The sequence below is a fragment of the Shinella zoogloeoides genome (assembly GCF_033705735.1).
Lineage (GTDB): Bacteria > Pseudomonadota > Alphaproteobacteria > Rhizobiales > Rhizobiaceae > Shinella > Shinella zoogloeoides_A.
In genome coordinates this window covers 1,200,195-1,213,671 of sequence record NZ_CP131130.1, presented here as the reverse complement: position 1 = coordinate 1,213,671, position 13,477 = coordinate 1,200,195, and the positions used below count along the sequence as shown (strand labels likewise).

The 13,477-nt window shown below is 63.1% G+C and carries 13 protein-coding genes and 1 tRNA gene; 5 read left to right on the top strand and 9 right to left on the bottom strand.

Features of this window, described 5'->3' with window-relative positions; translation table 11 throughout:
* Positions 1-41: 41 nt before the first annotated feature.
* Positions 42-1,262, bottom strand: a complete 1,221-nt coding sequence (locus ShzoTeo12_RS06325; RefSeq protein WP_119258371.1) for a deoxyguanosinetriphosphate triphosphohydrolase — start codon at positions 1,260-1,262, stop codon at positions 42-44.
* A gap of 219 nt (positions 1,263-1,481) precedes the next feature.
* On the opposite strand from ShzoTeo12_RS06325, the gene erpA reads away from it, so the two are divergent.
* Both erpA and xth read left to right on the top strand, forming a co-directional pair.
* Entirely contained in the window at positions 1,482-1,814 is a 333-nt protein-coding gene (gene erpA, locus ShzoTeo12_RS06320; RefSeq protein ID WP_119258372.1) for an iron-sulfur cluster insertion protein ErpA, read from the top strand.
* Between the two features lie 29 nt (positions 1,815-1,843).
* Positions 1,844-2,635 (top strand): exodeoxyribonuclease III, encoded by a 792-nt coding sequence (gene xth, locus ShzoTeo12_RS06315; RefSeq protein ID WP_318912385.1) that lies wholly within the window; start codon positions 1,844-1,846, stop codon positions 2,633-2,635.
* A gap of 20 nt (positions 2,636-2,655) precedes the next feature.
* On the opposite strand, the gene exoR is transcribed toward xth, so the two are convergent.
* The 5 genes from exoR to ShzoTeo12_RS06290 all read right to left on the bottom strand — a co-directional run bounded on the left by exoR (position 2,656) and on the right by ShzoTeo12_RS06290 (position 10,013).
* Positions 2,656-3,435: an exopolysaccharide production regulator ExoR gene (gene exoR, locus ShzoTeo12_RS06310; protein ID WP_413251121.1), complete on the bottom strand. Its 780-nt coding sequence runs from the start codon at positions 3,433-3,435 to the stop codon at positions 2,656-2,658.
* Positions 3,436-3,820: 385 nt separating this feature from the next.
* The gene (locus tag ShzoTeo12_RS06305; RefSeq protein ID WP_318911700.1) at positions 3,821-4,975 is read right to left on the bottom strand and encodes an OmpP1/FadL family transporter; all 1,155 of its coding nucleotides are present in this window, start codon (positions 4,973-4,975) and stop codon (positions 3,821-3,823) included.
* 345 nt (positions 4,976-5,320) lie between these two features.
* Positions 5,321-8,248, bottom strand: coding sequence for a valine--tRNA ligase (locus tag ShzoTeo12_RS06300; RefSeq protein WP_318911699.1), 2,928 nt, complete (start codon positions 8,246-8,248; stop codon positions 5,321-5,323).
* A 139-nt stretch (positions 8,249-8,387) separates the two neighbouring features.
* Positions 8,388-9,137 carry a PopZ family protein gene (locus ShzoTeo12_RS06295; RefSeq protein WP_318911698.1) on the bottom strand — a complete coding sequence of 250 codons (750 nt, stop codon included), beginning with the start codon at positions 9,135-9,137 and terminating at the stop codon, positions 8,388-8,390.
* Positions 9,138-9,362: 225 nt separating this feature from the next.
* Positions 9,363-10,013 (bottom strand): protein-L-isoaspartate O-methyltransferase, encoded by a 651-nt coding sequence (locus ShzoTeo12_RS06290; protein WP_318912382.1) that lies wholly within the window; start codon positions 10,011-10,013, stop codon positions 9,363-9,365.
* Between the two features lie 284 nt (positions 10,014-10,297).
* Between ShzoTeo12_RS06290 and exbB the strand changes: the two genes are divergently transcribed.
* From exbB to ShzoTeo12_RS06275, 3 genes are all read left to right on the top strand, one after another.
* Positions 10,298-11,332 carry a tonB-system energizer ExbB gene (gene exbB / locus ShzoTeo12_RS06285; RefSeq protein ID WP_318911697.1) on the top strand — a complete coding sequence of 345 codons (1,035 nt, stop codon included), beginning with the start codon at positions 10,298-10,300 and terminating at the stop codon, positions 11,330-11,332.
* Positions 11,333-11,336: 4 nt separating this feature from the next.
* Positions 11,337-11,765 (top strand): TonB system transport protein ExbD, encoded by a 429-nt coding sequence (gene exbD, locus ShzoTeo12_RS06280; RefSeq protein ID WP_318911696.1) that lies wholly within the window; start codon positions 11,337-11,339, stop codon positions 11,763-11,765.
* A 133-nt stretch (positions 11,766-11,898) separates the two neighbouring features.
* A tRNA-Cys gene (locus ShzoTeo12_RS06275) sits at positions 11,899-11,972 on the top strand.
* 87 nt (positions 11,973-12,059) lie between these two features.
* On the opposite strand, the gene ShzoTeo12_RS06270 is transcribed toward ShzoTeo12_RS06275, so the two are convergent.
* The 3 genes from ShzoTeo12_RS06270 to ShzoTeo12_RS06260 all read right to left on the bottom strand — a co-directional run bounded on the left by ShzoTeo12_RS06270 (position 12,060) and on the right by ShzoTeo12_RS06260 (position 13,473).
* Positions 12,060-12,464 (bottom strand): hypothetical protein, encoded by a 405-nt coding sequence (locus tag ShzoTeo12_RS06270; protein WP_119258445.1) that lies wholly within the window; start codon positions 12,462-12,464, stop codon positions 12,060-12,062.
* A gap of 276 nt (positions 12,465-12,740) precedes the next feature.
* Positions 12,741-13,055 (bottom strand): hypothetical protein, encoded by a 315-nt coding sequence (locus tag ShzoTeo12_RS06265; protein WP_119258378.1) that lies wholly within the window; start codon positions 13,053-13,055, stop codon positions 12,741-12,743.
* Positions 13,056-13,218: 163 nt separating this feature from the next.
* On the bottom strand, positions 13,219-13,473 hold the full coding sequence (locus ShzoTeo12_RS06260; RefSeq protein ID WP_318911695.1) for a hypothetical protein: 255 nt from the start codon (positions 13,471-13,473) through the stop codon (positions 13,219-13,221).
* Positions 13,474-13,477: the final 4 nt, after the last annotated feature.

The following is a 13,477-nucleotide window of genomic DNA, read 5'->3' as shown; positions in this document are numbered from 1 at the left end:
GCGGGGGCCAGGCCTGCGAAGAAGTTCAGGTGGGCGGGTGACTATCGCAATTCCGGGGTATGGTCAAACAGCCGCCGATGCGTGTCTATCGCGTAATTGTCGGTCATTCCGGCGAGATAATCGCCGACATGACGGGCACGAGCCGATTCCGGCATGGTCGCGATACGGTCCACCCAATAATGCCCCTGCATGAGTTGCGGGTCGTCCATATAGGCGTGGTAGAGGTCCGTCAGGATCGAGGCGGCGTTGGCGCGCACCCGCATCACTTCCGGGTGGCGGTAGATGCGAGAGAACAGCAGTTTCTTGATCTGCCGGTCCGTCACCGCCATTTCCTCGGAGAAGGTCGCAAGGCAGCGATGGGCCTTGCGCACGTCGTCGGCGCTTTCCGGGCGCTCGTCGTGGATCGCCTGCTGGGCGTAGCCGATGACGTCCTCCACCATGGCGGTGATCTGGCGGCGCATGATCTCGTGGGTGAAGCGCGGCTCTTCCAGCCCCGGATAACGGTCGTGCACTTCCTTCATCAGCCGCGCGAGGAACGGCACCTCCTCCAGCATCTCGAATTCGAGATAGCCGGAGCGCAGGCCGTCGTCGATATCATGGGTGTTGTAAGCGATGTCGTCGGCAATCGCCGCCACCTGCGCCTCCAGACTGGCGAAGCTGGACAGTTCCAGATCGTGCACGGCGCAATATTCGAGGATCGGGCGCGGCACGTCGTCGCCGTGCGTGCACTCCCCCGTCGGGCCGATCAGCGGGCCGTTGTGCTTGACGAGGCCTTCGAGGCTTTCCCAGGTGAGGTTGAGGCCGTCGAAATCGGCATAGCGGCGCTCCAGCTTGGTGACGATGCGCAGCGACTGGGCATTGTGGTCGAAGCCGCCGAAGGGTTCCAGCACCTCGTGCAGCGCATCCTCGCCGGTATGGCCGAAGGGCGTGTGGCCGAAATCGTGCACCAGCGCGACGCCTTCGGCGAGGTCCTCGTCGAGCTTCAGGGCGCGGGCCAGCGCGCGGGCGATCTGCGCGACCTCGATCGTGTGGGTCAGCCGGGTGCGATAGTGGTCGCCGTCGGCGGCGATGAAGACCTGCGTCTTGTGCTTGAGGCGGCGGAAGGCGGTGGTGTGGACGATGCGGTCGCGGTCGCGCTGGAAATCCGAGCGCGTCGGGCTTTCCGGCTCGGGAAAGAGCCGCCCGCGGGTCGCCCAGGGGTCGGAAGCGTAGATGGCGCGCTGTCCCGCGCCGAAACCGAGCGCATATCTGTCAAACGTCATTCGTCACCTGCATTCACGCCGCCCATTGACGCGGCCTCAATGCCTTCATACCTATAGTGTGCATAGCGGCAAGTCCGGCTGCAAGCCGTGCTTGAAAGACAAGTCTTTTCAGGGATTTGCTTCAGGCATCGTGTGACAGCAGGACCGTTCGGCATCTCATTTGCCGGCCGTGTGAGACAAGCGATTCTCTCCGGATCTTGACCCCGGCAGGAGGCAGACATGACCGACAAGCTCGTAACCCTATCCGACGCCGCGGCACGGCGCATCGCCTCGATCCTCGGCTCGTCGCCGGAAAAGCAGGCGCTGCGCGTTTCCGTCGAGGGCGGCGGCTGCTCCGGCTTTTCCTACAAGTTCGACCTTGTCGAGGACCAGCAGGACGACGACCTGGTGCTCGAAAAGGACGATGCGAAAGTGCTGATCGACCAGCTCTCCCTCGTCTACATGGACGGATCCGAGATCGACTTTGTCGACAACCTGCTCGGCCAGTCCTTCCAGATCAAGAACCCGAACGCCGTCGCAAGCTGCGGCTGCGGCACCAGTTTCTCGATCTAAACAGAAACCCGACAGGAACCCGCATGCCGATCAAGATTGCCACCTGGAACATCAACGGCGTGCGGGCACGCATCGACAACCTCCTCGCCTGGCTCAGGGAATCGGCCCCGGACATCGTCGCGCTGCAGGAAATCAAGACCGTCGACGAGAGCTTTCCGCGTAGCGAGATTGAAGCGCTCGGCTATCACGTCGAGACGCATGGCCAGAAGGGTTTCAACGGCGTCGCGCTCCTCTCGAAGATCCGCCCCGACGAGGTGAACCGCGGCCTTCCCGGCGGCGAGGGCGACGAACAGGCGCGCTTCATCGAGGGCGTGTTCTCCGTCGAGGGCGGCGCGATCCGCGTCTGCTCGATCTACCTGCCGAACGGCAATCCGGCGGACGATCCGGTGAAATATCCCTACAAGCTCGCCTGGATGGACCGGCTCGTCGCCTTTGCCGAGAACCGGCTGGCGCTGGAGGAGCCGCTGGTGCTCGCCGGCGACTACAATGTCATCCCCGAGCCGCACGATTGCTGGGACGTCAAGGTCTGGGAGCGGGACGCCCTCTACCTGCCCCCGACCCGGCAAGCCTTCCGGCGCCTCGAAAACCTCGGCCTCACCGATGCGGTGCGCGCCACGTCCGACGGCGTGCCGCTCTATACGTTCTGGGATTACCAGGGGGGATGCTGGCCGAAGAATTTCGGCATCCGCATCGATCATCTCATGCTGTCGGCGGAAGCCTCGGACCGCCTCATCTCGACGGCTGTCGAAAAGCATGTGCGCAACTGGGAAAAGCCGTCCGACCACGTGCCGGTCGTGGCGCTGCTGGATTTTGCCGCGTAGCTTTTCGCGGCGAGGCGCGCTTATTCGTTGGGATTGAAGCGGATGCTCTGCGCGAGCGCGACGCCTTTGCGGCGGTCCTCCTCGCTTGCGACGGAGAAGGCCTCTTCCTGATTGGCCTGCAGCCAGGCACAGTCCTTGGGCAGACAATGGTCGAGGGCCGCGGTCATCATGGCAAGGCCGCGGGCGGTATCGCCTTCCTGGAAGATGATGTTGCCGAAGAGGCCCATGGCGCCGGCATGGCCGTTGTTGCGAGCGCGGTTCAGCCATTTCTTGGCCTGATGGACGCTGACCGAACCGCCCTCGCCCGTCAGCATCATGCGGCCGAGCTGGAACTGCGCTTCCGGAATGCCGAAGGCGGAAGCCGCCTGGAAATAGAGCTGGCGCGCCTGCGAGAGGTCGATCTTGACAGGACTGTCGGGAATGCCGCGGCGGTAATAGCTGGCGAGCGCGATCAATGCATTGGCGAAGTAGCCGGTGTCTTCCGAGCCCGGCTCGACGCCGGCCTGGGCGATCTCGCTGTAGATCTTGAAGGCTTCGAGGTCGTTCTCCGGCACGCCGTCGCCGTCGGCATACATGTTGGCGAGCGCCCAGCGCGAACCGGTATGGCCCTTTTCCGCCGCGTAGCGGTAGGCCTCGACGGCGTCGCTCTTGCGCCCTTCCTTGTAGGAGAAGAAACCGAACTTGAAGAGGTCGAAGGGACCGCTTTCCTTGCTGACGCCGGCCTGGGGATCGAATGCGAGGGCCTGGGGCGCCATCCAGGAGGACAGCGAGAGGCAAAGGCCCATTACCAGTACTTTCATCGGCAACAACTCGGACTTGGGCATCACTTCAACAATTCCGCGCCTTGCCTTCCTGTCCGTACCGAACCGGAAATGCACGGGTCTCGTGCGGGTTTCCGGCAGTTCCGGCGACAATGACATCGGCTGGCTCATGGTTTCCCTTGGCGCGGTTCCACGCGTCTACATGCCCCTATCGCTGCGCCCCGTTTGTGGCGGGAAATGGACATTTCGTCGCTTGCCCATGGGTGTAGCAAACTCTGGAAAAAAATGTGTTGCGATTCCGTCACATATTTTCAGAGGTCGCTACGGTTTCCCCATGAGAGGTGACCGGCAGCAACGGAACATTAACCAAGAAAAAGGGCCCGGCTATGACGCCGAGCCCGATTCCGGATCGAAAACCGTCGGTTCAGAACGAGATCTTGTAAGACCCCGTCACGCCATAGGCCCAGCCGCCGCCGCCGGTGGCATCGAAGGTAGCGCCCTTCAATATGGACTGGCTGCCGGACGACATATGGCTGATACCACCGCCGAAGCGCAGGTCACCGGGTCCGACCTTGGCCAGGATGCCTGCACCGAGCGTGACCGTGTCGCCATGGATGTCAGCGCCAGTGCTGACGCCGCTGTCCCAGGTCAGATTGACGGTACCGGTCAGCTTCTCGTTGAAAACATGGGCGACGCCGGCCTGAAGTGTCCAGCCGTCCTTCCAGTTATAGACGTCCTGGTCCGAGGCCCCGCCGATGTCATAGTTGAGCGCATCAAGTACGCTCCAGTCAGTCCATTTGACCGATCCGTAAATGAGCCAGCCGGGCGCAACGCCTGTTTGGGCGGAGAGCTTCAAGGACTGAGGAAGCGTACCGTACCCCGTGGCCGGTAGAACTACAGGGCCTGCCAATGGATGAACAAAGCTGAAATCACCTTCATCAGCCTCATGGTCAACCTTTGAGCGGTACATCAAGGAGACACGCAAAGCATATTCAGTTATTTCGTATGCGGCGCCAATGCGATAGCCAAGGGCAGCGTCGTCTTCGAGATGGAACCGCCCTGCAGGCAACGCCCCTCCGGCTTCGACCATCGCAGTATAGCTGAAATCCTGCACGAATACGCCGCCGAGAAGATGGAGTTTGCCTGCGCCGGCGTCAAATTTGACGTCGCAGGTGGCACCATATTCGTTCGTCTCGAATCCCTTGTCGCTGTAGGGGTTATTGCCCGCGGTGATCTGAGCAGCACGAACGTCGGCACCGTAAGTCGCGTCGACACCAAACGGCTGCGTATAGGTCAATGCGCAAGCGAAATTCTCGGATACCCCGATTTTGGCGGCAACGCTCGGGATCCAATAGTCGTTCGTATAGACCCCGTCATGGTTCGTCGTTCCGCCCGTCGTCTTGAACGTCCGTCGCGGGGAAACGTAGGTCGCGCCAGCGCGGAAGATGAAGTCGCCGCTTTCGAACAGGATGTCGGTGTCGGCCTCGCCGCGGCTGTAGCCGCCGGCTTCGGCCGTGCTTGCCAGCGCGGCGAGCGCCACGGCGGCGAGAATTCCATTCTTGAAGATCTTACCGATCATCCATGCTCCCCCAAATGTCCCTGACGGCCTCTCCACCGCCATTTCGCAGCTGACTATCGAAGAGGAGTGCGGGCTTGGCAAATCCCAGTTTTTGCCTGTGATTCTCATATGCCGCTCGCAAAATTACGTAAGATTTTTTTGAAGCCCCTCAGCAATTCGAGGCCTCGAAATAATGTTCCAAGAATCATTTAAAAATCGCTAAAATATAGATGAACGTTTCAACGCTACTTCAGCATGTCACTTTTCGGACACATCGGGGAATTTGCATCCGCGACCCCTGAACGAAAAAACCGCGCCGTGTGAACGGCGCGGTTTTTCAGGCTTTTGCAACGACGGGCTGTAGAATCAGCCTGCTTCGCTGACACGCGTCAAAGCCACGGAAAGGCTGGCAAGCTGCTGCTCCAACTCGGTGAAACGCTCGCGCTCGGCCTCGACCACTTCGGGCTTGGCATTGGCGACAAACTTCTCGTTCGAGAGCTTGCCCTGAATGCGGCCGGCTTCGGCCTTCGCCTTGTCGATCGCCTTTTCCAGGCGGGCCTTTTCGGCGGCCAGGTCGATCAGTTTGCCGAGCGGCAGGCAGACGGTCGCCTCGCCGACGACGATCTGGGCCGCACCCTTGGGCGCTGCGTCCTCGAGGCGGATGTCCTCCACGCGGGCGAGACGGCGGATGGCCGAGTCATGCGTGGCGAGCCGCGCCCTGGTCAGCGCGCCTGCGCCGACGACGACCAGCGGCGCCGTCGCGCTCGGCGGCACGTTCATCTCGGCGCGGACCGAGCGGATGCCGGAGACGAGGTCGACCAGCCAGTTGATCTCGTCGGCTGCAGCCTCGTCCGCATAGGCGGGCGCCGGCCATTCGGCATGGCAGATCATGCTTTCGCGCGTTACGCCCTCGCCCGCCGTGTGCGCCCAGAGCTCTTCCGTCATGAAGGGCATGAACGGGTGCAGGAGCTTGTAGGTCTCCTCCAGCACATAGGCCGCGCAAGCCTGCGATTCCGCCTTGGCCGCTTCGTCCTCGCCACTGAAGACCGGCTTCAGCAGTTCCAGATACCAATCGCAGAACTGGTTCCAGATGAAGCGGTAGAGCGTGCCGGCCGCGTCGTTGAAGCGGTAGGTCTCGATTGCCTCGGTAACGTCGCGCGCCGTGCGGGCGAGCTCCGTCAGGATCCAGCGATTGATCGTCAGCGAGGCCGTTTCCGGCACGAAATGCGGATCGGTCTTCACGCCGTTCATCTCGGCAAAGCGCGTGGCGTTCCACAGCTTGGTGCCGAAGTTGCGGTAACCGGCAATGCGCGCCGGGTCGAGCTTCACGTCGCGGCCCTGTGCGGCCATGATCGCCAGCGTGAAGCGCAGCGCGTCCGCGCCATATTCGTCGATCAGCTCGAGCGGGTCGATGACGTTGCCCTTGGACTTCGACATCTTCTGCCCGTTCTTGTCGCGCACCAGCGCATGGACATAGACGGTGTGGAACGGCTCGACCGGGTTGCCGAACTCGTCCTTCATGAAGTGCAGGCCCATCATCATCATGCGGGCGACCCAGAAGAAGATGATGTCAAAGCCGGTGACGAGAACGTCGGTCTGGTAATATTTCTCCAGTTCCTTCGTCTGCTCCGGCCAGCCGAGCGTCGAGAACGGCCAGAGCGCGGAGGAGAACCAGGTGTCGAGCACGTCCTCGTCACGCGTCAGGATCTCGCCCGGCGCAAAATTCTCCAGCTTCTCCTCGACCCAGGCCTTCCACGGGCCTTCATGGGCGATGTAGTGCTGGATGGCGGCGTGCAGCGCCTCTTCCTCGGTCTTCTCGACGAAGACCTGGCCGTCCGGGCCGTACCAGGCCGGAATCTGGTGACCCCACCAGAGCTGGCGGGAGATGCACCAGGGCTCGATGTTCTCCATCCACTCGAAATAGGTCTTTTCCCAGTTCTTCGGAACGAAGTTGGTGCGGCCCTCGCGGACGGAGGCGATGGCGGGCTTGGCCAGCGTCGCGGCATCGGCGAACCACTGGTCGGTCAGCATCGGCTCGATGACGACGCCGGAGCGGTCGCCGAAGGGCTGCATGACCTTCTTGTTCTCGACATAGGGAACGGCGTTGCCCTCGGCGTCCTTGACGGTAACGGCAAGGCCTTCGGCATTGATCGCCTCGACGATGCGCTTACGCGCCTCGTAGCGGTCGAGGCCGCGATATTCGTCCGGTACGAGATTGATGTCGTCGACTTCCGCCTCGCTCGGAACGTCGCCGGACTTGGCGATCTCCAGCGCCTGGGCGGCGTAGACGGCGTAGGGCTCGCCGTCGGCGCGCATGGAAGCCTGCGTGTCCATCAGCCGGTAGAGCGGGATATTGTTGCGGCGGGCGACCTGGTAGTCGTTGAAGTCGTGCGCGCCGGTGATCTTCACCGCACCGGAGCCGAAATCCTTCTCCGGATATTCGTCGGTGATGATCGGGATGAGACGGCGATGCTCCTTCGGACCGACCGGAATCTCGCAGAGCTTGCCGACGATGGGCGCATAGCGCTCGTCGGACGGATGGACGGCGACCGCGCCGTCGCCCAGCATCGTCTCGGGACGGGTGGTGGCGATGGAAATGTAGTCGCGCTCTTCCTGGAAGACGACGTTGCCGTCGGCGTCCTTCTCGACATAGGTATAGGTGGCGCCGCCGGCCAGCGGATACTTGAAGTGCCACATATGGCCGTCGACTTCCCGGTTCTCGACCTCGAGGTCGGAAATCGCCGTCTCGAATTTCGGGTCCCAGTTGACCAGTCGCTTGCCGCGATAGATCAGGCCTTCCTTGTAGAGCGAGACGAAGACTTCCAGGACGGCGGCGGAAAGCCCCTCGTCCATGGTGAAGCGCTCGCGCGACCAGTCGCAGGACGCGCCGAGGCGCTTCAGCTGGTTGAAGATCAGGCCACCCGATTCCGCCTTCCACTCCCAGACCTTCTCGACGAAGGCCTCGCGGCCCATCTCGCGGCGGCCCGGAAGCTTCTCGGCGGCGAGCTTGCGCTCGACGACCATCTGGGTCGCGATGCCGGCATGGTCCATGCCCGGCTGCCACAACACGTCCTTGCCGCGCATGCGCTCGAAGCGGACCATGATGTCCTGCAGCGTGTTGTTGAGGGCATGGCCCATATGCAGCGAGCCCGTCACGTTCGGCGGCGGAATCACGATGGTGAAGGTCTCGGCGCCGGGCTTTGCGCCCTCGCCGGCGCGGAAAGCATCCGCATCTTCCCACATCTTGGCAATTCGCGGCTCGACCGCTGCGGAATCATAGTTCTTTTCAAGCATTTTCGTGCGTGGCCTGCTGTTTGTCGGTGGGTTTTGTAAACCGGATGGCCGGCATGAAGTCAACAATATCAGAAGAAAAGCCGCGCCGGGGGTTCGGCGCGGCTCAAATCGTCTTTTCGGTGAAGAAAAGCGGCGGCGATCAGCGGCGGGGGCCGCGCGCCACCCGCTCGATCTCCTCGCGCACCAGCCGCTCCACGAGGGTCGGCAGGTTGTCGTCGAGCCATTCCTGCAGCATCGGGCGCAGCATGTCCTCGGCGATCTCATCGAAGGAACGGCGCGGGCCGGCATCGAGGGCTTCCGCCAGCGCGCCGAAGGACTGGGCGACACGCTCGCCGACGGCCGGCGAGACGAGCGCGGCGATATCCCGGCCGGGCGCTGCGTCCTCGGTGTTGATCTCCACCGCCGGGGCGAAGGCCTCGATGCGTTCCTCGACCGGTTCGATCTTCTCGGCAGGCTGCGGCGCGGGCGCATCATGGCTTGCCGTCGCGGCCATGCGCGCGGTCATCAGCGGATTCTGCTCGCGGGCGATGGCCGGGGCCGGCTCGATCGGCAAGGTTTCGGCCGTCTCTCGGTTAGCGGCGACATGGCGCTCGGAGGCGGCGCGCACGCGCGCGGCGACATCGGCCAGCGACATGGCCGGCTGCGCGCCCTGCTCCGGCCGATGGATCGGCTGGACGATGGCGGAATGCTGCTCCTCGGCATGGAAGCGGTCGACCACGACGGGGCTGTCCAGCAGGCTCGAATGGCTCTCGGTGGTGATGTCGAAGCCGTCGTCCTCGCCGGCATCGTGGGCCAGGTCCGGCTGCGCTTCGTTGTTCTCGATGATCTTGCGGATGGACGCCAGGATTTCATCCATGGACGGTTCACGCGCTACATTCGGCTGAGCCATTTCTATCCCCGTTCTCTGCGGCGTCCGCGACCTGCCGCAGGAGGCGTGCCGGACATGCCGAAGACCCTAGGCGAGTTCGGCGGCGAACTAAATCGCTGCGAATCAAGTGTTATAAGTGATGCACAGATTTGTTTGGCCTGCCAAGGCCCGGGCCGGCCCCGCAAAAAAACAAAGGCCCGCCGGACGAGCGGCGGGCCTTTCGATGTCCGTCCCTTTCGGGAAAGCTCAGAAGACGAATTCCTTCGCCTTGCGGAAGCCGGGAAGCGGCTTGACGGCGGTGTTGAAGACGTTGCGCTCGGCAACCCGGCCGCTTTCCTTGATATAGAGGCGTGCCTGCGAGGCGTTGCCGTAACCCTCGACGACGACGAGGCGTCCGCCGTCACGTAGCTGCGCGAAAAGCGGCTCTGTGACATATTCGACGGCGCCGTGCACGAAGATCACGTCATAGGGCGCTTCCGGCGCATAGCCGGCTTCCAGGTCGCCAGTCACCACCGCGACATTGTCGAAGCCGAGGCGGGCTAGCGTTTCGGTTGCCGTCGCGGCAAGGGCCGCATCGCTTTCCAGCGCGACGACGGAGCTGCCGAGCCTGGAGAGGACGGCCGAGGCGTAGCCGGTGCCGCAGCCGACTTCCAGCACGACGTCGGCCGCCGCGATATCGGCAAGCTGGATCAGCTTTGCGAGCGGCGACGGCTCCATGAGATAACGGCCGGGCGCAAGCTGGATGTCGTTGTCGATATAGGCGAGCGGCCTTGCCGCCGCCGGCACGAACTCTTCCCGCGGCACGGTGAGGAAGGCGTCGAGCACCTCGTGCGACGTCACATCCGTCGTACGGATCTGGTTGTCCACCATCTTCGTGCGCGCTGCATTGTAGTCAATCATCTCTGGCCCTTAAGAATGAACGGCGAAGACCGGCGCAAAGGCCCGGCCCGCGCCGGATGCGTTGCAATTCTCATAGTGCGGTTTCGGGGCGGGTGTCCATAGGCAGCGGGCCGCTCGGCGCAAAAACAGCACCCTTCGCCAATCTGACCTTATCATGAATAAATTACTCAACATATTATTGCCTGTCATACGCATAATGTCGTATTGAGCACTCAGGTTTTAGCGGCCTTCACCGGCCGCGTCCGCCCGATTCCCGGAGCGGGCTTCGCTTGAATTGAGACATGCAAGAGGAATACGCCGTGCTCAAACGGTCTCGACTGCACTTCGCGATCATCCTGATGGCACTCGCCATGCCGCACGCCGTTTCGGCACAGAGCCAGGAGACGCCGTCGGCCCAGACGGATGCCGGACAATCCACCGGCACCACGACGACGACCACCACCACGACGGACACGACTTCCCGGCCGGCAGCGGTGGAGAACACCACGCCGAACCAGGCGGCCGGAACCGGGGCCGACGCCGCGCAGGACGACGAGGACGCGACCGAGCTCGACGTCGTCGACGACGCGGAAGGCGCCCGTCAGGCCGGCCTGCCGCACGACCTTTCACCCTGGGGCATGTTCATGGCGGCCGATATCGTCGTCAAGGGCGTGATGACCGGCCTTGCCTTCGCTTCGGTCGTCACCTGGACCGTGCTGCTCGTCAAGCTCGCCGAGCTCGGCGCCGCCCAGCGCTCGGCCCGCAGCGCCGTGCGCCAGCTCATTGCCGCCCGTGGGCTGGAGGACGGCGAGCAGGCGCTCGGCCGCAACCGCGGCGTCGCCGCGCGCATGACCCGCGCCGCCCGCGAGGAGATGGAGGCTTCCGAGCCCGTGCTCGACCACGTCTCCGACGGCGGCGTGAAGGAGCGCATCGCCTCCCGCCTCGCCCGCATGGAAGTGCATGCCGGCCGCCGCATCGCCAAGGGCACCGGGCTTCTGGCCACCATCGGCTCCACGGCGCCCTTCGTCGGCCTCTTCGGCACGGTCTGGGGCATCATGAACTCGTTCATCGGCATCTCGAAGGCGCAGACCACGAACCTCGCCATCGTCGCGCCCGGCATCGCCGAGGCGCTGCTGGCGACTGCCATCGGCCTCGTCGCCGCCATCCCGGCCGTCGTGATCTACAACTTCCTCGCCCGCGCCATCACCGGCTACCGCCAGCAGCTTGCCGACGCCTCGGCCGCCATCGAGCGCCTTGCGAGCCGCGACCTCGACATGCGCCGCGCCCAGCGCCAGCCCGCGCAGCGCAGCGCCACCTCCTTCGTGAAGGTCGGGTAACGCCATGGCCAGCAAGATCAGGGAAGGCGGCGGCGACGACCTCGAGGAGAACAGCGAAATCAACGTGACGCCATTCATCGACGTCATGCTGGTACTGCTCATCATCTTCATGGTGGCCGCCCCGCTCGCCACCGTCGACATCAATGTCGACCTGCCTTCCTCCGTCGCCCAGCCGACGCCGCGCGAGGACAAGCCGGTCTTCATGACGCTGAAGAAGGACCTCACGGTCTCCATCGGCAACGGCGAGATCGCGCGCGACAATTTCGGCCCTGAGATCGACGCCGTGACGGAAGGCAACAAGGATGCGCGCATCCTGCTGCGCGCCGACAAGGCCGTCGACTACGGCAGCGTCATGGACGTGATGAACCTCTTGCGCGGCGCCGGCTATGCCAAGATCGCCCTTGTCGGCCTCGAAGGCGCATCGGCGCAATGACCCGGAACGGCGTGCTTTCCGGCGCGCCTTCCGCCGCTTCCAAAAAAAGCTTGGCATTCGGCATGAATGCCTCTTGCACCCTGTCTAAATTCGTTCTAAACGCCCGGCACCACTCGCTTTATAGCAAACGGACGGCCTCGTGGCGGAGTGGTTACGCAGAGGACTGCAAATCCTTGCACCCCGGTTCGATTCCGGGCGAGGCCTCCACTCTCTCTTCAAATCGACGCTCAAGCGATTGAATCGACTTTCGATTTTCGTGAGCAGGCACTCCACGCCCGGCAATCCCTCAAAAAATCAGGCAAGCGTTCGCTTGGGGAGAACGGTCGACTTCGGCTCCTTGCCATAGACCACCGCCGCGAACATCAGCACGCCGACGAAGACCACCAGCGAACTGACCGCCGCCACCGGCTCGGCCGCGTCGTAGCCGAGATAGAGGACGTAGAGCGAAGGCGCGAGCACAGCTATGCCGGCCGTGTAGATCAGATACTGCAGATGCGCGAAACGCGTCTCGGCCTTGGCCGGATTGAAGGCATAATAGGTGCCGAACAGGGCCATCGTCACCCAGCCGAGAAGGTTTGCGTGGGTGTGGGCGGCAATGACATTGTGATTGCCGGAGATCGCCATCTGCAGGCCCATGGCGATGCCCACGATCAGAAAGACGATGGCTGTCTTGAAGAATAAGCGAGAAAGCTGCGGCATGACGATCCCCCGGCTCGAACAGCGCCCCATCGGCGTGCGCAGGATATTACACCGAATCCTTATCATTTGATAGATTACTAATATTCGAACCGTGCGTTGTGTCGAGGGCCCATGTCTCGACAGGGCTTGCAGATACGCAGTTCGACGTGATCACCCTTCCCTTCTCCCTGCCGGGGAGAAGGGAAATGGGGAATGGTTTCGTTCATATTCGGCAGGCTTGAAGCGGAAGACAGTCCGGGAAAGCTGGCGGCAAAATGCCGGCGCGGCTTCGACCGCCTATTCCGGCTCGTTCGTCGGCCGGACGAGAGAGATGACGCGCGGCTTGGAGGGGGCGTCGAGCCATTCCATCCATTTTTCCCTGTCCTCGATCGTGTCGAAGAAGCGCCACACCTTGAAGCCCTCGCTCGTGGCTTCCAGCATCTCGTCGAGGGAAACGAGTTCGAGGGGCAGCGTCACTTCCGTCCCCTCGTAGCGGACAAGATAGACGCCCGGTGCGGCCAGCCGAACCACCTGACCGCTGCCATAACTGCCATCCGGATTGTCAGCGGTGAAATACGTTCCGCTCAACGTGTCGGGTTCGCTGGTATTCATGGATATTCGATGCCCTTTCGACAATTCATTCAAGCGCGCTGGCCCTGCCCACTGACGGGCGGCGGCGGCGCAGCTTCAGAGTATCCGGTCGGTCAGGCAGGACGCAAGCCGGCTTCCTGCGGCGGCCGGGGATACGCCCGCCCTCCTCCTCATGTCCTGCCGTTCAGCCCTTCAGGCCCGGCGCCGCCTTTGCGCGCCGGTGAAAATCCACGCGGACCACATTGGGCGCCTGCCCGGCGGCAAAAGTGCTCGGCGGTGCCGAACCGACGGCCGGGATGTCGACCCCGCTCGCGGCTTCGTTTCCCGCCTGCATCTCCTTCAGCTTGCGGTACATCTGCACGACAAGCTTCTTGTAGAAGGCGATGATCTGCTGGTGCTCGCATCGCCGGATATAGAGTTCGTCGAAACGCTGACTCATCTTC

Excerpts from the sequence above, each read along its gene's own strand:
- ShzoTeo12_RS06325 (WP_119258371.1), bottom strand. The coding sequence starts at position 1,262 with ATGACGTTTGACAGATATGCGCTCGGTTTCGGCGCGGGACAGCGCGCC.
- erpA (WP_119258372.1), top strand. The coding sequence starts at position 1,482 with ATGACCGACAAGCTCGTAACCCTATCCGACGCCGCGGCACGGCGCATC.
- exoR (WP_413251121.1), bottom strand. The coding sequence starts at position 3,435 with ATGAAAGTACTGGTAATGGGCCTTTGCCTCTCGCTGTCCTCCTGGATG.
- ShzoTeo12_RS06305 (WP_318911700.1), bottom strand. The coding sequence starts at position 4,975 with ATGATCGGTAAGATCTTCAAGAATGGAATTCTCGCCGCCGTGGCGCTC.
- ShzoTeo12_RS06300 (WP_318911699.1), bottom strand. The coding sequence starts at position 8,248 with ATGCTTGAAAAGAACTATGATTCCGCAGCGGTCGAGCCGCGAATTGCC.
- ShzoTeo12_RS06295 (WP_318911698.1), bottom strand. The coding sequence starts at position 9,137 with ATGGCTCAGCCGAATGTAGCGCGTGAACCGTCCATGGATGAAATCCTG.
- exbB (WP_318911697.1), top strand. The coding sequence starts at position 10,298 with ATGCAAGAGGAATACGCCGTGCTCAAACGGTCTCGACTGCACTTCGCG.
- exbD (WP_318911696.1), top strand. The coding sequence starts at position 11,337 with ATGGCCAGCAAGATCAGGGAAGGCGGCGGCGACGACCTCGAGGAGAAC.
- ShzoTeo12_RS06270 (WP_119258445.1), bottom strand. The coding sequence starts at position 12,464 with ATGCCGCAGCTTTCTCGCTTATTCTTCAAGACAGCCATCGTCTTTCTG.
- ShzoTeo12_RS06265 (WP_119258378.1), bottom strand. The coding sequence starts at position 13,055 with ATGAATACCAGCGAACCCGACACGTTGAGCGGAACGTATTTCACCGCT.
- ShzoTeo12_RS06260 (WP_318911695.1), bottom strand. The coding sequence starts at position 13,473 with ATGAGTCAGCGTTTCGACGAACTCTATATCCGGCGATGCGAGCACCAG.